This window comes from Bradyrhizobium monzae, from assembly GCF_021458635.1.
GTDB lineage: Bacteria > Pseudomonadota > Alphaproteobacteria > Rhizobiales > Xanthobacteraceae > Bradyrhizobium.
Genome location: NZ_JAIRDQ010000004.1, coordinates 465,964 through 486,254 on the forward strand (window position 1 = coordinate 465,964; position 20,291 = coordinate 486,254).

General features: G+C 65.2%; 15 protein-coding genes. 12 read left to right on the top strand and 3 right to left on the bottom strand.

All coding sequences use genetic code 11. From position 1 onward, the window contains the following. Nucleotides 1-213 precede the first annotated feature (213 nt). From dnaN to K3F49_RS18580, 8 genes are all read left to right on the top strand, one after another. Nucleotides 214-1,332: a DNA polymerase III subunit beta gene (gene dnaN, locus K3F49_RS18545; RefSeq protein WP_234682384.1), complete on the top strand. Its 1,119-nt coding sequence runs from the start codon at nucleotides 214-216 to the stop codon at nucleotides 1,330-1,332. Nucleotides 1,333-1,462: 130 nt separating this feature from the next. Next, nucleotides 1,463-1,828, top strand: a complete 366-nt coding sequence (locus tag K3F49_RS18550; protein ID WP_234682385.1) for an endonuclease domain-containing protein — start codon at nucleotides 1,463-1,465, stop codon at nucleotides 1,826-1,828. Between the two features lie 89 nt (nucleotides 1,829-1,917). Then, nucleotides 1,918-3,054: a DNA replication/repair protein RecF gene (gene recF / locus K3F49_RS18555; RefSeq protein WP_234682386.1), complete on the top strand. Its 1,137-nt coding sequence runs from the start codon at nucleotides 1,918-1,920 to the stop codon at nucleotides 3,052-3,054. A gap of 120 nt (nucleotides 3,055-3,174) precedes the next feature. Beyond that, nucleotides 3,175-3,918 (top strand): hypothetical protein, encoded by a 744-nt coding sequence (locus K3F49_RS18560; protein ID WP_234682387.1) that lies wholly within the window; start codon nucleotides 3,175-3,177, stop codon nucleotides 3,916-3,918. Nucleotides 3,919-4,382: 464 nt separating this feature from the next. Next, nucleotides 4,383-6,818 (top strand): DNA topoisomerase (ATP-hydrolyzing) subunit B, encoded by a 2,436-nt coding sequence (gene gyrB, locus K3F49_RS18565; protein WP_234682388.1) that lies wholly within the window; start codon nucleotides 4,383-4,385, stop codon nucleotides 6,816-6,818. 218 nt (nucleotides 6,819-7,036) lie between these two features. Beyond that, the gene (murA, locus tag K3F49_RS18570) at nucleotides 7,037-8,332 is read left to right on the top strand and encodes a UDP-N-acetylglucosamine 1-carboxyvinyltransferase (protein WP_234682389.1); all 1,296 of its coding nucleotides are present in this window, start codon (nucleotides 7,037-7,039) and stop codon (nucleotides 8,330-8,332) included. Between the two features lie 255 nt (nucleotides 8,333-8,587). Further along, on the top strand, nucleotides 8,588-9,979 hold the full coding sequence (locus K3F49_RS18575; RefSeq protein WP_234682390.1) for an MATE family efflux transporter: 1,392 nt from the start codon (nucleotides 8,588-8,590) through the stop codon (nucleotides 9,977-9,979). Beyond that, nucleotides 9,976-10,464 carry a DUF2867 domain-containing protein gene (locus tag K3F49_RS18580; RefSeq protein WP_234682391.1) on the top strand — a complete coding sequence of 163 codons (489 nt, stop codon included), beginning with the start codon at nucleotides 9,976-9,978 and terminating at the stop codon, nucleotides 10,462-10,464. Before K3F49_RS18575 ends, K3F49_RS18580 begins: the two co-directional genes overlap by 4 nt. Here K3F49_RS18580 and K3F49_RS18585 read toward each other — a convergent pair whose 3' ends face one another. Next, nucleotides 10,465-11,580 carry an FUSC family protein gene (locus K3F49_RS18585; protein WP_234682392.1) on the bottom strand — a complete coding sequence of 372 codons (1,116 nt, stop codon included), beginning with the start codon at nucleotides 11,578-11,580 and terminating at the stop codon, nucleotides 10,465-10,467. A 117-nt stretch (nucleotides 11,581-11,697) separates the two neighbouring features. On the opposite strand from K3F49_RS18585, the gene K3F49_RS18590 reads away from it, so the two are divergent. Then, nucleotides 11,698-13,068: an MmgE/PrpD family protein gene (locus K3F49_RS18590; RefSeq protein ID WP_234682393.1), complete on the top strand. Its 1,371-nt coding sequence runs from the start codon at nucleotides 11,698-11,700 to the stop codon at nucleotides 13,066-13,068. Nucleotides 13,069-13,072: 4 nt separating this feature from the next. On the opposite strand, the gene K3F49_RS18595 is transcribed toward K3F49_RS18590, so the two are convergent. Then, entirely contained in the window at nucleotides 13,073-14,506 is a 1,434-nt protein-coding gene (locus K3F49_RS18595) for a serine hydrolase domain-containing protein (protein WP_234682394.1), read from the bottom strand. A gap of 145 nt (nucleotides 14,507-14,651) precedes the next feature. Further along, the gene (locus K3F49_RS18600; protein ID WP_234682395.1) at nucleotides 14,652-15,713 is read right to left on the bottom strand and encodes an AraC family transcriptional regulator; all 1,062 of its coding nucleotides are present in this window, start codon (nucleotides 15,711-15,713) and stop codon (nucleotides 14,652-14,654) included. A gap of 147 nt (nucleotides 15,714-15,860) precedes the next feature. Here K3F49_RS18600 and K3F49_RS18605 point away from each other — a divergent pair, with 147 nt between their 5' ends. From K3F49_RS18605 to K3F49_RS18615, 3 genes are all read left to right on the top strand, one after another. Next, on the top strand, nucleotides 15,861-16,778 hold the full coding sequence (locus K3F49_RS18605; protein WP_234682396.1) for a pirin family protein: 918 nt from the start codon (nucleotides 15,861-15,863) through the stop codon (nucleotides 16,776-16,778). Between the two features lie 63 nt (nucleotides 16,779-16,841). Continuing rightward, a complete protein-coding gene (locus K3F49_RS18610) occupies nucleotides 16,842-17,756 on the top strand; it encodes a phosphoribosylaminoimidazolesuccinocarboxamide synthase (RefSeq protein ID WP_234682397.1) in 915 nt (304 codons plus the stop codon). 290 nt (nucleotides 17,757-18,046) lie between these two features. Continuing rightward, a complete protein-coding gene (locus K3F49_RS18615; protein WP_234682398.1) occupies nucleotides 18,047-20,263 on the top strand; it encodes an SLC26A/SulP transporter family protein in 2,217 nt (738 codons plus the stop codon). The last annotated feature ends 28 nt before the right edge of the window (nucleotides 20,264-20,291 follow it).

Sequence of the window (20,291 nt, forward strand, 5' to 3'; positions counted from 1 at the left end):
GCCGCGCCCGGGGCGGCGGTCGCGTTTCTGCGGGTAAATCGTGGGGAACTGGCCCCGATCCCTTGAATCCGGAGGCCATCCGCGCCACCTTGCGCGACCCTGACGGCTTTGGTCATATCGGCTGGACGATCCGGCTTTCCGGGGTCTTCGGTGCCGCGGCGCGCTTTCCTCCGCCCGGCTTTTTCCATCTTTGGGGATCGGGCGAGTAGTGCAATGAAGGTTACGGTCGAACGCGCGCAACTCCTGAAATCGCTGGGCCATGTCCACCGCGTGGTCGAGCGCCGCAACACGATTCCGATCCTGGGCAACGTGCTGGTCCGCGCGGAGAATGCGAAATTGTCGCTGAAGGCGACCGACCTCGACCTCGAGGTCACCGAAACGCTGCCGGCGGAAACCGCCACGGCCGGTTCCACCACCGTGCCGGCGCACATGTTCTACGACATCGTGCGCAAGCTGCCCGACGGTTCGCAGATCGTGCTGGAAGCCGACGGCGACCGCGCCGTGCTGGCGATCCGCGCCGGCCGCTCGCGCTTCACGCTGCAGACCCTGCCGGAGAACGACTTCCCGGATCTCGCCACCGGTGACCTCTCGCATTCGTTCTCGCTCGCCGCCAAGGACGTCAAGCGGCTGATCGACCGCACCCAGTTCGCGATCTCGACGGAAGAGACGCGCTATTATCTCAACGGCATCTATCTGCATGCGGCCGGCACGGCGAACGCCGCGACCTTGCGCGGCGTTGCCACCGACGGCCACCGCCTCGCCCAGCTCGACCTGGTCCAGCCCAAGGGCGCCGAGGGCATGCCCGGCGTGATCGTACCGCGCAAAACCGTCGGCGAGGTACAGCGCCTGATCGAGGACAACGAGGCCGAGGTCACGATCGAGCTGTCGCAGGCAAAAATCCGCTTCACCATCGGCAATGTGGTGCTGACCTCGAAACTGATCGACGGCACCTTCCCGGATTACGGCCGCGTCATTCCGCAGGGCAATGACAAGGAGCTGGTGGTCGACAAGAAGGACTTCGAGAACGCGGTCGACCGCGTCTCGACGATCTCGAGCGAGCGCGGCCGCGCGGTGAAGCTGTCGCTGTCGCCGGGCAAGCTGGTGCTGTCGGTCACCAATCCGGATTCCGGCAGCGCCACCGAAGAGATCGAGGTCGAGTACGCCTCCGACGCGCTCGATATCGGCTTCAACTCCCGCTATCTGCTCGACATCGCCGCCCAGATCGAAGGCGACGTCGCCACCCTCAAGCTCGCCGACCCCGGCTCGCCCACCCTGGTGCAGGACAAGGACGACAAGAGCGCGCTGTACGTGCTGATGCCGATGCGGGTGTGAGGGGCGTGCTCCCTCGCGGACACCAAGCAATCCTTCTTGAACTACGCGCGATGCGCATTGTTGCGCCCTCTCCCCTTGTGGGAGAGGGCATCTCCGCAATCGGCCAAGGCTTCACTTGGGTGAGGGGTTAGTGCCGCAAGAACCGTCCCATCGGTCGGTCTCCAAGCATCTCCGCCAATTCGCGAAGAACATGCGGCACAAACCGACGGATGCGGAAGCTGCGATGTGGCGCCTGCTCAGGCATCGACAACTCTCCGCTTTCAAGTTCCGTCGGCAGGTCCCGTTCAAAACCTACATTCTCGACTTCGTCTGTTTCGACAAGCGTCTCGTGATCGAGATCGACGGAAGTCAGCACGCGGAATCGCATCGTGATGCAGCTAGGGACGCCGCAATTTCCGCGGAAGGTTTCTCGATAGCGCGTTATTGGAACAACGACGTGCTACAGCAGCCCGCTTCTGTATTGGAGGATATCCTTGCAAAGCTTGCCCAGCGGTAAGATACCCCTCACCCGTCGCCTCACTTCGTGAGGCGCCACCCTCTCCCACAGGGGGAGAGGGGAAGAAGCGCGCCCATAACGAATATCGCATGACCCCCTCCCGCATTCACCGCCTGACGTTGACGCATTTTCGCAATTATCGGGCGGCGGGGCTCGAGACGGCGGCCGACATGGTGGCGCTGGTCGGGCCGAACGGGGCGGGCAAGACCAATTGCATCGAGGCGATCTCGTTCCTGTCGCCCGGACGCGGCTTGAGGCGCGCCACGCTGGAGGACGTCGCCGACAACCAGGGCGACGGCTCCTGGGCGGTGTCCGCGCAGGTCGAGGGCGCGCTGGGGCTCGCCACGCTCGGCACCGGCATCGACGCACCGCGCGCGGATAGCCCGGTGAGCCGGCGTGTCCGTATCGACCGCGAGCCGGTGAATTCGGCGGCCGCCTTCGGCGACCACATCCGCATGGTGTGGCTGACGCCGGCGATGGACGGGCTGTTCATGGGCGCTGCTTCCGAGCGGCGGCGCTTCTTCGACCGCCTGGTGCTGGCGATCGACAACGAGCATTCCAGCCGCATCAACGCGCTCGAACGTTCGCTGCGCTCGCGCAACCGCCTGCTCGAGACGCGCAATTACGATGACCATTGGTGTGACGCGATCGAACGCGAGACCGCCGAGCTTGCGGTCGCGGTGGCCGCAACGCGCGGCCAAACCGCGGCGCGGCTCACTGGCATGCTCAACACGCGCGCACAGCAGTCCGCATTTCCCTCAGCGCAGATCGCGCTCGACGGCTGGATGGAGAACGCGCTGCTGACCGAGACCGCGACCTCGGTCGAGGACCGCTACCGCCAGATCCTGCGCGACAACCGCCCGCGCGATGCGATTGCCGGCCGCACCACCGATGGCCCGCATCTGACCGATCTGCAGGTGATCTATGCGCCGAAGAGCATGCCCGCACGCGACGCCTCGACCGGCGAGCAGAAGGCGCTCTTGATCGGTCTCGTGCTGGCGCATGCGACGCTGGTCGCCGAAATGACCGGCATCGTGCCGCTGCTGCTGCTCGACGAGGTCGTCGCCCACCTCGATCCGAACCGGCGCGCCGCGCTGTTCGACGAGCTGCGCAAGCTCGGCGCGCAGGTGTGGCTGACCGGCGCGGACCCGGCCGCGTTTGCCGAGATCGGCGCCGGCGGCGAAGTCTTTGACGTCGAGAGCGGACGCGTTTCCGCCCGGCGATAGAGGCCGTCGTTGAACCCGGTTATTTCCCGTCGCGACTAGCTCCCTGAGGCCGCGCCGACCGTGTCGCAGCCGTTGCAATCGCGGCGCTCTCACAGCGCGCGATGTCCCTGAGGAGTGACCATGCGGACGGTAAGGCTCGGAGCGAAAGTTCCGGCACGATGGCGAGCGTTTGCGTGCGGCCTCGCCTTCCTCGCAAGCTGCATGCTCGCGGCCACAGCCAGCGTCTGGATGCCGCATCTCGCGACGCTGATTTCGCCTGCGCTGACACCCGATCCCGAGGCCAAGCTGCCCGCGCCGACCCGTTACAGCTACAGGGGAATCCACACCACCGTCGTGCAGGGCGTTGAAACGCCGCTCCGCACCAGGCTGGAGGCGACCGTGCCGGCCGAGCTCGGCAACGTGCTCGCCTTCTACCGCACCGAGCTCGGAAAGCTCGGCTGGCAGGAACAGCGCGATGGTGCGGTGGTCTCGGCCGATCACGCCCAGCTCGCCTTCGTGTCCCCGGTTGGGCCCGGCATGCTGGCACTCGACCGCAGGGATAGCAGCACCACGGTCAATCTCGTGCAGAAGAACGCGTCTGTCGCCGCCAACGCGAATGTCATGCCCGAACCCGGCCAGGCCAAGCTGGTGTTCTCCAACATCAGCGAGACGGAAGCCGCGCTCACGATCAATAACCGGACCATCACGCGCGCCGCCGGCACCCGCGCCGTGTCGCTGGATCTGCAGCCCGGCAAATATTCCTACGCGGTCAGCGTACCGGGCCACCCCGCCACCACGCATGTCCTGGACTTCGCGGCCGGCGACACCTGGGAGCTCACGGTCGGACGCGACGGAGAGGAATGGTCGCCGCTCTTGCTTTATTGAGCCTTTTGAACCTCGCGGGTTCCCACCGGTGGGGGCCAACGGGCGAGGTGCTCCCGCTGCAGATGTATTGAGCTCTGACGACGCTGCTACCTCCGCATCGTCATGGCCGGGCTTGTCCCGGCCATCCACGTCTTTCTCTCACGTAGCACCAAGAACGTGGATGCCCGGGACAAGCCCGGGCATGACGGGCACCTGTGAATGCTGTCCAAGGCACCCAAAATCACTCTCCCCGACCCGCAAAAACCACGCCTTCCGGAGCCCCAAAACAGCCCTCCCGATCGCACTTTTTTCGAGGCTCCGAATCGGGCTTCAAAAGCCTTGAAAACTCGTTGAAAAATCCTATCTGATCAAAGGGTTGCCGGAGGATACTTTGCGCTAGGCGCGATCGGTCTTTCATGGCACAAATAGCCTGCAAATCAGCGCCTTTTGCGCGGCTGATTCGGGCGACATCTCGAAGGCATCTCATGACAGAACCTGCTCGGCAGACGCCTGCCGAAAACGAGCCCTCAAATCCGAGCGATTACGGGGCGGAATCGATCCGCGTGCTCAAGGGGCTCGATGCCGTCCGCAAGCGTCCGGGCATGTATATCGGCGACACCGATGACGGCTCGGGCCTGCACCACATGGTGTACGAGGTCGTCGACAACGCGATCGACGAAGCGCTGGCAGGACACGCCTCGCGCGTCGACGTCGTGCTCAATGCCGACAATTCCGTCACCGTGCGCGACGACGGCCGCGGCATTCCCGTCGACATCCACAAGGGCGAAGGCATTTCCGCGGCCGAGGTCATCATGACCCAGCTTCATGCCGGCGGAAAGTTCGACCAGAATTCCTACAAGGTTTCCGGCGGCCTGCATGGCGTCGGCGTCTCCGTCGTCAACGCGCTGTCGAGCAAGCTCGGCCTGCGCATCTGGCGCGACAACAAGGAACACTACATCGAGTTCGCCCATGGCGACGCGGTGGCTCCGCTGGCGGTCGTCGGCGACGCGCCGGGCAAGCGCGGCACCGAAGTGACATTCCAGGCCTCGCCCGAGACCTTCAAGAACATCGAGTATGATTTCGCGACGCTGGAGCACCGGCTGCGCGAGCTCGCCTTCCTCAATTCCGGTGTCAACATCGCTCTCTCCGACATGCGTCACGCCGTCGAGAAGCGCGAGGAGATGCACTATTCCGGCGGTGTCGAGGAATTCGTCAAATATCTCGACCGCAACAAGAAGGCGATCGTGCCGGCACCGATCATGGTGCGCGCGGAAGCCAACGGCATCGGCGTCGAGGCCGCGTTGTGGTGGAACGACAGCTACCACGAGAACGTGCTGTGCTTCACCAACAACATCCCGCAGCGCGACGGCGGCACCCATCTCGCCGGTTTCCGCGGCGCGCTGACGCGCCAGGTCAACGGTTATGCCGAGGCCAACGCCAAGAAGGAAAAGATCGCGCTGACCGGCGACGACTGCCGCGAAGGCTTGACGGCCGTGCTGTCGGTGAAGGTGCCGGACCCGAAGTTTTCGTCGCAGACCAAGGACAAGCTGGTGTCCTCGGAAGTGCGCCCCGTGGTCGAGAACGTCCTCAACGAGGCGCTCCAGGCCTGGTTCGAGGAGCATCCGGCCGAGGCCAAGATGATCGTCGGCAAGGTGATCCAGGCCGCGGCTGCGCGCGAAGCTGCGCGAAAGGCGCGCGAGCTGACGCGCAAGAGCCCGCTCTCGGTTTCCTCGCTGCCCGGCAAGCTCGCCGACTGCCAGGAAAAGGATCCGGCCAAATCCGAACTCTTCATCGTCGAGGGTGACTCGGCAGGCGGCAGCGCCAAGCAGGGCCGCAACCGCGAATTCCAGGCCGTCTTGCCGCTCCGCGGCAAGATATTGAATGTCGAGCGCGTGCGCCCCGACAAGATGCTGGGCAGCGAGCAGATCGGCACGCTGATCACCGCGCTCGGAACGAGCATCGGCGACGAATTTTCGGTCGAGAAGCTGCGCTATCACAAGATCATCGTAATGACGGACGCCGACGTCGACGGCGCCCACATCCGCACGCTGCTGCTGACCTTCTTCTACCGGCAGATGCGCGACATCATCGACGGCGGCTATCTCTATATCGCCCAGCCGCCGCTCTATAAGGTCTCCAGAGGCAAGTCCGAGCAGTACCTAAAGGACGAGCGGGCGCTGGAAGACTATCTGATCGACGCCGGCCTCGATGACTGCGTCTACATCCCCGGCACTGGCGGCGACCGCTCCGGCCGCGACCTGCGCCAGCTGGTCGACGACGCCCGCGTGGTCCGCAGCGTCCTGCGCAATTTGCACAGCCGCTATAATCGCAAGGTGATCGAGCAAGCTGCCATCACCGGCGTGCTGAACAAGTCGATCTACGGTAATCCGGAGAACGCGGCCGCGGCAGCGCAATACATCGCGAGCCGGCTGGACAACCAGGCCGAGGAGGTCGAGCGCGGCTGGGTGGGGCAATTCGTCGAGGGCCAGGGCTTCCTGTTCGAGCGCACGGTCCGCGGCGTCAAGGAAGCGGCTGTGATCGACGATGCCTTCCTCGGCTCGGCCGAGGCGCGCAAGCTCGACGAATTCACGACCAAGCTGCAGGACGTCTATGCCCGTTCCGGCAAGCTGCGGCGCAAGGACACCGAGCACGCCGTCCACGGCCCGGTCGATTTGTTCGAGGCCGTGACCGAAGCCGGCCGCAAGGGCATCACGCTGCAGCGCTACAAAGGTCTCGGCGAGATGAACCCGGAGCAGCTCTGGGAAACCACGCTCGACACCGACGTGCGTTCGCTGCTGCAGGTGAAGGTCAAGGAGGTCGACGAGGCCGACGACATCTTCACCAAGCTGATGGGCGACGTGGTCGAACCACGCCGCGACTTCATCCAGGAACACTCGCTCAGCGCGACGATCGATATCTGAGGCGCCAAAACAGGTCGTCATGCCCGGGCTTGTCCCGGGCATCTACGCTCTTTGCGCCGCGACGAAGGCGTGGACGGCCGGGACAAGCCCGGCCATGACGCTGCGGAAGCTTCACCGCTTCCATGCAGCTGCAAGTGCAGAATTGATACCCCGCTCAATTCCCTATAGTTTCCGCCTCCAAAGCAGCCCGCCCCACCGCAACAGGACGGAGAGAACCCGTGGCGCCCATCCAATACATCGTCGAGGGCGGTCACCGGCTCTCGGGCTCGATCGAGCCGGCCGGCAACAAGAATTCCGCGCTGCCGATCATCGCAGCCGCACTGCTCACCGAGCATCCGGTGACGCTGGAAAACGTGCCGCGGATCCGCGACACCGAGACGCTGGTCGAGCTGATCCGATCGGTCGGCGCGGCCGCGGAATGGACCGCCCGCAACACGCTTCACATTCACGCCAAGAGCATCCGCGCCGCCGATCTCGATCCCGAGCTCTGCGTTCGCATCCGTGCCTCGATCCTGCTCGCAGGCCCCCTGCTCGCGCGCTGCGGTGAGGTGATGCTGCCGCCGCCCGGCGGCGACGTCATCGGCCGGCGCAGGCTCGACACCCATGTACTCGCGCTGGAGCAGCTTGGCGCCAAGGTCACCGCGACCGACCGCCTCGAATTCCGCGCGCCAAAGCTCACCGGCGCCGACGTGTTCCTGGACGAACCGAGCGTCACCGCGACCGAGAATGCGCTGATTGCCGCCGTCGCGGCCGACGGCGTCACCTATTTGCGCAACGTGGCGTCCGAGCCGCATGTGCAGGATCTCGCCAATTTCCTGGTCGCGCTCGGCGCCAAGATCGAGGGCATCGGCACCAACACCATGATCGTGCATGGTCCGGCGACGCTGGGGGAAACGACCTACCGGATCCAGCCCGACCATATCGAGGTCGGCTCGCTGATCGGTCTCGCCGCCGTGACGCGTTCGCCGTTGCGGGTCGTGCGCGCCGGCGTCGAGCATCTGCGTTCGATCCGCATGGGCTTCGAGCGGCTCGGCATCGTCTGCCGCGTCGAGGGCGACGATCTCATCGTGCCGTCGAACCAGACGCTGAAAATCCAGGACGATTTTGGCGGCCACGTACCGAAACTGGAGGACCAGCCCTGGCCGGCCTTCCCGGCCGACCTGATGTCGATCGCGATCGTCACCGCCACGCAGTGCGAAGGCGTGATCCTGATGTTCGAGAAGATGTTCGAGTCACGAATGTTCTTCGTCGACAAGCTGATCGGGATGGGCGCGCGCATCGTGCTGTGCGATCCGCATCGCGCCATCATCGCAGGCCCCAGCCGGCTGCATGGCGCGACGCTGAGCTCGCCCGACATCCGCGCCGGCATGGCGATGCTGCTCGCCGCCGTCTGCGCCGAGGGGACCTCCACCATCAACAACGCCGACCAGATCGAGCGCGGCTACGAGCGCATCGACGAACGGCTGAACGCGCTGGGGGCGAAGATCCGGCGCGTGCCGGAACGGAAGGGCTGAGGCTGCTTTCTTCCCTTCTCCCCTTGTGGGAGAAGGTGGCATAGGCGGCCTTCGGCCGCCGTTCTCAGGAACGCCGACGCGAAGCTTCGGCTTTGGCGCCGGACAAGGGGTCTCTCTCCGCACGCACAAATGAGTTCGCGGAGCGATACCCCTCACCCGTCTCGCCGCTACGCGGCGAGCCACCCTCTCCCACAAGGGGAGAGGGTAAGAAGCCCGAGCCATGTTTTCGTCGCTCTGCGATGATATTGGATAGCCATGCTCGACACCGTCGAACCTCAATCGCAGCCGCAAGCGGGCGTGCAAAGCCATCTCGCGCAGGAGTTCGTCGAGACGCTGCGGCTGGCCGTGCCGATGATGCTGACGCAGCTCGGGCAGATCGCGATGATCACGAGCGATCTCGCGCTGATCGGGAGGCTTGGCCAGGATGCCGTCGCCGCTGCGGCACTTGCGCACACCGTCTATTTCGTCAGCTTTACCTTCGGACTCGGATTGATGGCCGCGGTCTCGCCGCTGGCAGCCCAAGCGTTCGGCGCCGGCGACGTCAGACGCATCCGCCTCTCCTTGCGCGTCGGCCTCTGGGTCGCGCTGCTGATCTCGCTGCCGATGATGGCTTCGCCGCTCTATGGTGAGCACATCCTGATTGCGCTCGGACAGGCGCCGCATTCGGCCGCGCTCGCACAGCGCTACCTGAACGGGCTGGCCTGGGGCATCGCGCCGGCGCTCGGCTTCATCGCGCTGCGCAGCATGATGAGCGCGGTGAACCGGCCGCAGGCGCCGCTGTGGATCACGCTCGCGGCGATCCCCGCGAATTTTGCGCTGGTCTACTGCCTGATCCACGGCCTGCTCGGCCTGCCGGAGCTCGGCCTGTTCGGCGCGGGACTGGCGACCACGCTGGTCAATCTCGGCACCTTCATCGCGGCCCTCGCCATTGCGGCGTGGCGCAAGCCGTTCGCCGACTGTCATCTGCTGGCCCATCTGTGGCGGATCGACTGGCCTTTGATGCGTCAGCTGATCGCGATCGGCGCACCGATCTCGTTCTCCCTCCTGCTCGAATACGGCCTATTCTCTTCGGCCGCGCTGTTGATGGGACTGATCTCGACCACCGCGCTGGCCGCGCACCAGATCGCGCTGCAGGTCACGGCCGTGCTGTTCATGGTCCCGCTCGGCATCGGCATGGCCGCGACGGTGCGGGTCGGCCATGCCTTTGGCCGTAACGAGCCGGCCGGCGTCCGACGCGCCGGCCTCGTCGCAGCGGTGCTCGGGGTCGCACTCGTCGCAGCCTTGACGATTGCCATCATCCTCGGCCGCTATGAGCTTGGGCGGCTATTCCTCGGCAGCAGCGAGACCAGCGCGCCGACCGTCGAGCTGACCGCAACACTGCTTTTGGTCGGCGCCACCTTCTTCATCGCCGATGCGCTGCAGACCATCATGGGCGGCGCGCTGCGCGGCATCAATGACACGAGGATGACACTGGTGTTCGCGGCGATCGGCTATTGGTGCGTCGGCTTCCCCATTGCCTGGGCGCTCGCTTTCCACGCCGGCTTCGGCGCGGTCGGTGTCTGGATCGGACTGTCGATCGGATCATTCGTCTATGCCGGACTCTTGATCTTGCGATTCCGGATACTGACGCGCAAACTGGCGGGATGATCGGACCCGTTCGCGAAATCACCCCCAACGTCGATGCCGGCACGGTGCTATCAGGCGCGCAATTCATCGACGCGTTTCGTGTGGAGGTCGGCGCGGCGCAATTGAGTGCGCGCGAGGCCTGCACCCGAATGGTCCTGAACGCGCCGCGTTGGATCAATGCGCTGACCCGCTTGCGCAACATCCTGGTGACCCCCTTCGGCTTGAAAAAATCGGGCGAAGGCACCTACGCGCCCGGCGGCCTGATCGGCCTGTTTCCAGTGCTGAGCGAGACGCCGGATCAGCTCATCGCCGGCTTCGACGATTCCCATCTCGACTTCCGCCTCGTGGTCGACGTCGCGGGCGAAGCAACACTGCGCCACGTCACCTCGACCACGCTGGTGCGGACCAACAACCTCCTCGGGCGGACCTACCTCGCGCTGATCATCCCGTTCCACAAGCTCGTCGTGCGCGGCATGATGGGACGCATCGTGGAGCCGGCCCGATAATTACTCCGCCATCCGCGCGGACTTATCGGCCGTAGATTCCGCCCATTCGCCGACCACGCGATCGAGGTCGCAGAGATTCTGGTGCATCTGCTCCAGCGAGAAGCCGATGGCGTAGAAGCGTTCCGCCATCTCGCCGGGCAGGCCGCGGATCAGGCCGTCGCGGCGGACGGCGGCGACCTCATCGGCATAGCGCTCGAGCGCCAGATGCACAGGGCGGATCGTCGGGGCGCCGGCACCCGCCCGCAAGGCGCTAGCCGCCGAGCGCACGAAGAGGGCGATCGCAGTCGCGACCTCCGACAAGGGCGCGGCGAGGCGCGTCTGCAATTCTATCGGCAGCGGTACCACGGTGGCGCGACCGATCATCACAACGTCGTGGCGTAACCGTAGAATCGTGCGCAACAACGGGCCTGTGTCCGGACCGCCCGACAATCGCGCCGAGCGCTCGCGCTCGGCTTCGGCACCAATGGTGTTCATGCCCACCATGGCGATGCCGATGCCGTCCTGGATCCGATGCAACGCATCGTTGTCGCGGCCGCGCGTCAGGCCCGCGAGCAATTCGGTGAAGGCGTCGGCGATCAGTTCGAGCAGTTTTGCCGCGCTGGCGCGGATCTGGCGCACCGCGCGCGACGGCAGCACCAGGAAGGAGACGAGCAGCCCCGTCACCGCGCCGACCGAGACCTCGCTGACGCGATCGATCGCCGAGGCCATGGGATCGGCGTGATGCATCGACGGAAGCACGAGCACGATCACGGCGGTCACCGTTGCAGAGCTCAAATTCGGATAGATCGACGCGACAAAGGCAAGCGGCGCCACGGCCAGCACCAGCAGACCCAGCAGGCCCAGTTCGCTGGAATAAGGGATCAGGATCGCAATCGCGCCGCCATAGACCGCGCCGCCGATGGTGCCGAGCATGTAGTCGCGCGTCGCCTTCAGCGAGCGGCCGACGCTCATCTGGGTTACGATGATCGAGGTGAGGACGGCCCAGAGCGGCAACAACAGGTGCAGCGCGGTCGCGAGCGCATAGGCGCCGGTGGCCGCGACCGTGACCCGGACCGCGAGCCCCAATTGCGTCTTTCGCGACCAGACCCGGTCGAACAGCTCTGCTGCGAATGCCATCGTCGACTGTCCCGATCCTCACAACCAGCCAAAAGCATAGCTGATGCCCGCGGCTCCAAGGCCGCTTGAAAGGCCAAATCAGCCCGCCTAATTTGCCGGCCAAAACGAGGAAACACGATGGCCCACGAAACCGCAACGCTTGCCGCCTATGTCGCCAACCTGAAATTCGCGGATATTCCGGCGGAGGTGCTGGATCGCGCCAAGGTGCTGACGCTGGATTTCCTCGGCAGCGCCATCCGCGCCAGAAGCGAGGCTGAATCGACCCCGTCGATCCTGAAGATGCTGGAAGCGCTCGCGCTCGACACCAAGGGCGAGTCCACCGTGTTCGGCGATGCCAAGACCTGGACACCGGCGGTGGCCGCCCTGCTCAACGGGGCGCTCGGCCATTCCCTCGATTTCGACGACACGCATGCGGATTCCTCGCTGCATCCGAGCGCGCCGGTGGTTCCGGCCGCCTTTGCCGTCGGCGAAATGGTCGGTGCGTCCGGGCGCGACGTGCTGACGGCGATCGTTGCGGGCTATGAGGTCTGCTGCCGGCTCGGCAACGCGCTCGACCCGACCTCGCACTATGCGCGCGGCTTCCATCCGACCGCGACCGCCGGCACCTACGGCGCAGCGGCGGCCGCAGGAAAACTGTTCGGCCTCTCCGAGGCGCAGCTCATCGCCGCCTTCGGCGTCGCCGGCAGCCAGGCGGCTGGATCGCTGCAATTCCTGATGAACGGCGCCTGGAACAAGCGCTACCAGGTTGGAGCTGCCGCAATGAACGGCGTGATCGCCGCGACGCTGGCGCGCAACGATTTCGTCGGCGCGACGGAATCGGTCGAAGGCAAGCATGGCCTGCTCGCTGGCTACACCGACGATGCGCATCCCGACAAGGCGGTCGCCGGGCTCGGCAAGACCTACGAGACCATGAAGATCGGCGTGAAGCCGTATCCGAGCTGCCGCTACACCCATGCCGCGATCGACGCGCTGATCGCGATGCGGCGCGAACACAATCTGACGCCCGACCAGGTCAAGCGCGTCGAGATCGGGCTGCATCGCAACGGCATCACGCTGACCGGCGATGCCGCGACCAAGCGGCATCCGACCTCGATCGTCGGGGGCCAGTTCTCGATGTTCTTCACCGGGGCGCTCGCGCTCGACCAGGGCTCGTTCGGCTGGGACGACTACAACCGGCTCGGCGATGCCGCCATCGACGCGCTCGCCAACAAGTTCGACGTGGTGCAGGACGACCGGCTCGAGGTCGGCCGCACCCATCCCTTCGGCGCGCGCGTCAGCATCACCACCGATGACGGCGTGCACGAGCGCCTCTACGCCGATCCGTCCGGAGAGCCGACATCCTTCCCGGATGCGCAAGCGATGCAGCAGAAGTTTTTGACGCTGGCGCGGCCCGTGCTGAACGCACGAGCCGACAAGTTCGCCGATGCGATCATGACGCTGGAGCGGTTCGACCGCGTGGCGAAGGCGACGGAACTGGGACGGCAGTAGCCGCTCAATTCGCCCCCGCCAGCTTCCCCTTCTCCCGCGTTGTCGCAACGACATCGCGCACGAGATCGAACACGCCGTCCGCTTCCGGCGGGACGTTCGGCGAGCGGCCGAGGCGCACGATCACCAGCTGCTCCGAAGGGATCACGATCGTGTACTGCCCGATCGTGCCCTTGGCGAAGAACGCATCGCGCGGCCAGCCGTGGTCGATGCGAAACTTCGCACCAAAGCTGTTGCCTTGGTTGGTCCAGAAACCGGCACCGATGCCAACCCACGCATGTGGCGTCGCCGACGCGGAATAGTTCACCCAACCTTCGGGCAGGATGCGCTTGCCGCCGGCGACGCCGTCATTGAGATAGAGCTGGCCAAACCGCGCCCAGTCGCGTGCGGACGCCATCATTTCGCCGGAGCCCTCGATCGTGCCGGCGCCGTCGGGCTGAAGCGTGACGTTGACCATGCCGAGCGGCGCGAACAATTCGCGACGCGCGAAGGCGAGCGCATCCGCGGGCTTACCGCCGGCGGCGTTGCGGATCAGCCCTGCGAGGATGATGAAGTTGCCGTCGTGATAATTCCAGACCGAGCCGGGCGCGGTTGCGAGCGGCGCGCGCTCGGCAAAATTAGCCATGTCGTCCTCGACGTATTTCATGACGTTGACCGGCTCGAGCACGGAGCCGAGCGAGGCTTGCAACGAACTTCCGAGCGCGATGCCAGCGGTATGCCGCAGCAGCTGGTCGACGGTGATGGCGTGGCGCGGATCTTCCGGATTTTGCCAGGCAGCAACCGGCGCGGGCCCGTCGACTTTCAACTTGCCCTGGCGCACGAGGATGCCCGTCAGCGCCGAGGTCACCGATTTCGTCATGGAGAAGCCGAGCAGCTGCGTCTCCGGTCCGATGCCGTCGGCATAGCGCTCGGCGATGATACGGCCCGCCTTCATGACGACGATCGCGCGGGTGCGGCGGTAAGGCGGCTGCGCGGGCTCGGCGAAGGCGCGGTCGAGCGCCGCGGACAGGCCCTCGCTTTCGCTTTGCGGCGACACGAGTCCCTGGCCAGCGATCTCGGGCAGCAAAGCTGGCTGCTTGTCGACGGGCGGCAGCGCCACGCCGGTGACCCCCTGGCCGTGCTCGAGCGTGCAGCCGAGCCCCTCCCGATAGACGGCATGGCTGCGGCCGATGCCGAACAGCGTCACGGTGACATCCCTGCGCGCGCGATCGATCTGCAAATTCATTGCCCAGGTCAGGAGACCCGCTCCCGGCATTGCATCGGTGGTCTCGGCGAGGTCGCGTTTGGGATCGAGCCCGGAGACGAAGGTCTCCGAGCAGAGCGTGTGGGCGATGAAGCCGGTGGCAACCTTGGGCACGTCACGGGCGCGCGCCGCGCTGAGTGCGAGGCCGGCACAGGCAATGGCGGTGGTAGCGAGGATGATCTTGCGGCGACGGGTCACGGGCTTTCTCCGGCTTCGGGGCGAGTGCCGGAGAACAAGCCGGATGCGCGCGACATGCGCTCGCCGGATTTGAAAAGCGATCTGGTTGAAACTGATCGGGACTAGCCGATTCCGAAATTCTTACGTGATTTCAAAGTCCTAACATCTAGGCCACATCGGCCTTGAGCCGCCGGTACTCCGTCGGCGTCACGCCCGTGACAGCCCGGAAGGCGCGGTTGAACGGACCCAGCGACTGGAAGCCGGCGTCCATCGCGATGGTGATGACGGGAACCCCGGCCTGGGTGGGATCGGCGAGCGCGGCCTTGGCCTCCTCGATCCGGTGGTTGTTCAGGAACACATTGAAGTTGCGATAGCCGAGCCGCTGGTTGATCAGCCGGCGCAGGCGGTATTCCGGAATCTTCAGCCGGCCCGCCAGCACGCCAATGGTGATATTCTCCTGGCGATAGATGCGCTCGTCCGCCATCAGCCGCATCAAGGCGTCGATGAGCTTTTGATCGGCGGCGTCATCGGCCGCAGGCTGGCTGAAAACAATCGGCGGTGCGGGCTCCGCCGCGGCTGGAAACAGATCCGCCCCATCGACGCGCATCATGGCATAGACGATCGCCGCGACCGTGCAGGTGAGCACGCCGGCATTGATGGTTTCGGCGACATCGCCGACGTGGTGGCCGGCGACGGCGATCTGGAGCACCGCGTTCAGCCCGCCGTAAAGGGCGATTGCACAGACGATGAAGACGCGAACGCGGCGGCGGCGCTCGACCAGGTCGGCCGGCCAGGAGGCAATCATCTGCCCGACCGCAAGGGCGATGAAACCGAGCACGATCAGGTTGACCATCGTCACCGAGAACCGCACATGGCCGCTGGGTGCAATCCAGACGCAGCCTGCGAAGCTGAAGGCCGCCACCAACGCCCAGATCAAACCGTGCCACCAGCGGAGGCGAAACTCGTCGTCGAACAGGGCGCTGGTGAACAGCCAGAACACCACGATGGTGCCGGTCGACAACGCGATCAGCGGTGCATGCCAGAGTGGAATCCGCGACGTGACATCCATGGAGTAGCTCACCACATGCGCGATCGAGCCCAGTGCGAAGGCCACGCCGAGACGAGCTGTGAGCACGTTGCGAAAGTCCTGTAACAGCGACACCGCCAGCATCAGCAGCAGCGCGACGCTGGCGGCGCGAAAGGCGAGGTCGAGGGCGGCTGTTGTCATCGAATGCTGCGGTCGATCACGGTTGAGGTCGACCGAACATCGTTCGTTGCGCTCATTTTTTCAAGGACCAGTGGCCCGGCCATTATCGCGACGGCAATGCAAAATCCTGCTACCATCGATCTCGAGAGTGTAAAGAAGGAGACCCCCATGAGCTGGCAACCCTCCAACGATCCCGTGCTCGGCGATCCCATGTCCTGCGACGCGCTCGATCTCGTCATTGTGCCGCGCACCCGCGATCTCGGCGACGGATTCGTGGTGCGGCGCGCGTTGCCGCATGGCAAGCGGCAGATGGTCGGGCCCTTCATCTTCTTCGATCATTTCGGTCCGGTGCAATTCGTGTCCGGCAAGGGCATGGACGTGCGGCCGCATCCGCATATCGGGCTCGCCACCGTCACCTATCTGTTCGATGGGTCGATCATGCATCGCGACAGCGAGGGCAATGTGCAGGAGATCGCGCCGGGCGCGATGAATCTGATGACGGCCGGGCGCGGCATCGCGCATTCCGAGCGCACGCCGGACGCGCAGCGCGCAGCGGGGCAGCAGATGCTCGGCCTGCAAAGCTGGATCGCCCTGCCGGCCGGATCGGAAGAGATCGACCCCTCGTTCCAGCATTATGCGGCGGGCGAGCTGCCAATGATCTCCGAGCGCGATTTTACCGCGCGGGTGATCGCCGGATCCGCCTTCGGCATCACCTCGCCGGTGAAAATGGTGTCCCCGTGGTTCTACACCGAGGTCACGGCCGTGGCGGGCGCGACCGTGCCGCTCGACCCTGATCACGAGGAGCGCGCGATCTACCTGGTCGACGGCGAGGTCGAGATCGCCAACGAGCGCTATGAGGGGCCGCGGCTCCTGATCTTCCGCCCCGGCGACCACATCACCGTGAAGGCGCTCAGGGCCACGCGGATGATGTTTCTCGGCGGCGACGCATTGGAGGGCCCGCGCCACATCTGGTGGAATTTCGTCTCTTCCAGCAAGGAGCGGATCGAGCAGGCCAAGCAGGACTGGAAAACCGGCCGCTTCGCCGCGGTTCCGCAGGAACATGAGTTCATTCCGCTGCCGGAATAGGTTAATCGGGTTTGCAGCCGCGCCATCAGGCGCGGCCGGACTTACTTCCTGAAGGCTCTGCCGATGACCACCATGCTCTCCAGTGACCTGCCGCTGACCAAGATCGGCCGCGGCAAGGTGCGCGATATCTACGCCGTCGACGACGACCGCCTGCTGCTGCTGACCACCGACCGCATCAGCGCCTTCGACGTCGTGATGGGCGAGACCATCCCGATGAAGGGCGCGGTGCTGACGCAGATCAGCGCGTTCTGGTTCAACAAGCTCGAAGGCGTGGTGCCGCATCACATGATCAGCGCCGACACCGACGAGATCATTGCAGCCGTGCCGGCGCTCAAAGCCCATCGCGCCGAGATCCTCGGTCGCGCCATGCTGTCCCGCCGCACCACAGTGTTCCCGATCGAATGCGTGATCCGCGGTTATCTGTCGGGCTCGGCCTGGAAGGAATATGCGTCGGACGGCACGCTTGCGGGCGAAAAACTGAAGACCGGCCTCGTCGAGAGCGAGAAGCTCGAGCCCTCGATCTTCAGCCCCGCCACCAAGGCCGAGACCGGCCATGACGAGAACATCACCATCGCCAGGATGCGCGCCGTCGTCGGCGACGACGTCGCCTACACGCTCGAGAGCATGACGCGCGCGATCTACACGCTCGGCGAGGAGCTGGCGCGCGAGCAGGGCATCATCATCGCCGACACCAAGTTCGAGTTCGGCCGCGACAAGGACGGCCGCATCATCCTGATCGACGAAGTCATGACGCCGGATTCATCGCGGTTCTGGGCGGTCGATGCCTACAAGCCCGGCCAGCCCCAGGCGAGCTTCGACAAGCAGCCGCTACGCGACTATCTCGATGTCGAGCGCCGCGCCGGCCGCTGGAACGGTGACGCCCCGCCGCCGCCGCTGCCGCCGAGCGTGGTGGAGGCGACCAGCAAGCGGTATCTGGAAGCATATCGGCGCGTGACGGGCAGCGAACTCAAGCTCTAGCGCCGACATCACCTCTCGCTCCGTCATTGCGAGCGCAGCGAAGCAATCCAGAATCTTTCCGCCGAGACAGTCTGGATTGCTTCGCTGCGCTCGCAATGACGTGGAGGGGCCCGCCCGACACCGAGTATGTGCAGGCGATTTCGGCTTTTCCTCACAGCCGTATGGCTGACCGTTCACACGCGGAGCGCCGCAGAACTGTCGGATACTTCATATTTGCAAGAATCCTGTTGCGCTAGGCTCGTACTCGTCTACCTCTCCAGACAGGTATTTTCATGAGCGAGTGTCACGGCGTGACAGATCCTGCAATTGGCTTCGATCCGGTCACGACGGTCAACCCGTCCTTCAAACGCGCGCTGAATGACATGCTGGGCGGAGGTGCCGCGAGCATCCTCACCTTGACGTTCGGGCTGTCCTATTCGCTGCTGATTTTCGCCGGCCCGCTCTCGCCCTATCTGTCCTACGGCATCGCTGCGACCTTCATCAGCTCGGCGGTGCTGGCCGCCGTCATCGGGCTCGGTAGCTCGCTTCCCTTTGCGATCGCCGCCCCCGACAGCTCGACGGTGGCCGTGACCGGAATTCTGGCGGCCTCGCTGGTCGAGCACATCGAAACGGCCAGTCTGTCGGCACCGCTGCTCTCGCCGGTCCTGATCACGCTCGGCCTGTCGACCGGGCTCACCGGCGTCGTGCTGTGCGGGCTGGGCCTGACGCGGATGGGCCGCGCCATCCGTTACGTGCCCTATCCCGTTGTCGGCGGCTTCCTCGGAGCCACCGGACTTCTCATCGCCCTCGGTGCGATCAGGGTCATCACCAACACCCCGCTGCAGCTCGCGACGCTGCCGCGCTTCGCCAACGGCACCACACTGCTGGAGCTCGGCGCAGCCTGCGCCATGGCGCTGGTGCTGTATCTGACCTGGCACCGCTCCCGGAATCCATTCGGGCTGCCGATCATCTTGGTCGGCGGCGTGATCACGGCGCATCTGGCGTTCTGGATCTCGGGTGTCTCGCTCGACCAGGCCAGGTCCCTCGGTTGGACGTTTCAGCCGCCGCCGCAGGCCGCGTTCATGCTGCCCTGGCACACCGACGATCTCGCCCGCTATCCCTGGTTTGCCGTGCCGGACCTGCTCGGCAATCTCGTCGCCGTCATCTTCGTCGCCGCGTCGAGCACGCTGTTCAACACCACCGGCATCGAGGTCGCGGTACACCGCGAGGCCAATCTCGAGCGTGAGCTGAACGTCACCGGCGCGGCCAACATTCTCAGCGGCGTGCTCGGCGGCTATACCGGCTGCAGCTCGATCAGCCGGTCGATCCTCAATTTCTCCAGCGGCGGCCGCGGCCGGCTGTCCGGTCTCACCGCCTCAGCGCTGTCGCTGCTGATGCTCGCGATCGCGCCAGAGCTGCTCGGCTTCATTCCGAAATTCGTGCTCGGCGGCTTGCTGCTCTATCTCGGCGCCGACCAGCTGCACAAATGGATCATCGAGTCGCGCAAGCGGCTTTCGAAGCTCGAATATCTGTCGCTGGTCGCCATCATCGCCATCATCGTGGCCTGGGGTTTCGTGCCGGGCATCCTGATCGGCGTGATCATCGGCTGTGCGACCTTTGCGTTCAGCGCGGCGCGGGTCGAATCGATCAAGTACAGTTTTGACGGCTCCGAATATCGCTCCTCGCTCGACCGCTCGCGCGACGACCAGGAGGTGCTGCTGGCCCATGGCGGCAAGATCCAGGGGCTCAATCTGCAGAGCTATCTGTTCTTCGGCTCCGCCAACCGGCTCTACCAGCACGTCAAGCAATTGCTTCGTGAGCGCCCGGAATGCCGCTATCTGCTGTTCGATTTCAAGCTCGTCACCGGCGTCGATTCCTCCGCGGCCTACAGTTTCGCCCAGATCAAGCGCAGCGCAGCTGATCTCGGCGTCGAACTGATCCTGGTGCATCTATCGGCGGCGGCCGAGAAGGTGCTGCGCTCCAGCGATTTCGTCGGCGACAGCGTCACCATCATTCCCGAGCTCGATCATGCGCTGGAATGGTGCGAGAACGAGCTGATCTCGCAACATCAGGGCCTAGCGCAGGAAGAGGCCAGCCTGCGCGACTGGTTCGCAAGCATTCTCGACAGCGAGGATGACGCCGACGAGCTGATCCGCCGCTGCCAGCGCATCGAGGTCGAGGCCGGCGAGGTCATCGTACAGGCCGGCGATCCCGCCGATTCCATGCACTTCATCCTCGACGGTCGCGTCGGCATCATGGTCCCCGCCGATGACGACCGCACCACGCGCGTGCGCAGCCTGGGGCGCTACACCACGATCGGCGAGATGGGCCTGGTATCACAGACACCGCGCAGCGCCACCATCCAGGCCGAGGTCGACAGCGTGCTCTACGTACTGAACACGCTCCAGTTCGACGCGATCCGGGAAGAGGACCCCGCGCTGAGTCAGAAGCTGCTGACTTATTTCGTGTCGGTGATGGCGGAGCGGCTGGCATTTGCGAATAGGACGATCGCGGTGCTGCGACGGTGAGGCCTTCGTCATTGCGAGGAGCCCGCGA

What these genes read in the sequence shown, in the direction of transcription:
- dnaN (WP_234682384.1), top strand. Translation starts at nt 214, where the DNA reads ATGAAGGTTACGGTCGAACGCGCGCAACTCCTGAAATCGCTGGGCCAT.
- recF (WP_234682386.1), top strand. Translation starts at nt 1,918, where the DNA reads ATGACCCCCTCCCGCATTCACCGCCTGACGTTGACGCATTTTCGCAAT.
- K3F49_RS18560 (WP_234682387.1), top strand. Translation starts at nt 3,175, where the DNA reads ATGCGGACGGTAAGGCTCGGAGCGAAAGTTCCGGCACGATGGCGAGCG.
- gyrB (WP_234682388.1), top strand. Translation starts at nt 4,383, where the DNA reads ATGACAGAACCTGCTCGGCAGACGCCTGCCGAAAACGAGCCCTCAAAT.
- K3F49_RS18575 (WP_234682390.1), top strand. Translation starts at nt 8,588, where the DNA reads ATGCTCGACACCGTCGAACCTCAATCGCAGCCGCAAGCGGGCGTGCAA.
- K3F49_RS18580 (WP_234682391.1), top strand. Translation starts at nt 9,976, where the DNA reads ATGATCGGACCCGTTCGCGAAATCACCCCCAACGTCGATGCCGGCACG.
- K3F49_RS18585 (WP_234682392.1), bottom strand. Translation starts at nt 11,580, where the DNA reads ATGGCATTCGCAGCAGAGCTGTTCGACCGGGTCTGGTCGCGAAAGACG.
- K3F49_RS18590 (WP_234682393.1), top strand. Translation starts at nt 11,698, where the DNA reads ATGGCCCACGAAACCGCAACGCTTGCCGCCTATGTCGCCAACCTGAAA.
- K3F49_RS18600 (WP_234682395.1), bottom strand. Translation starts at nt 15,713, where the DNA reads ATGACAACAGCCGCCCTCGACCTCGCCTTTCGCGCCGCCAGCGTCGCG.
- K3F49_RS18605 (WP_234682396.1), top strand. Translation starts at nt 15,861, where the DNA reads ATGAGCTGGCAACCCTCCAACGATCCCGTGCTCGGCGATCCCATGTCC.
- K3F49_RS18610 (WP_234682397.1), top strand. Translation starts at nt 16,842, where the DNA reads ATGACCACCATGCTCTCCAGTGACCTGCCGCTGACCAAGATCGGCCGC.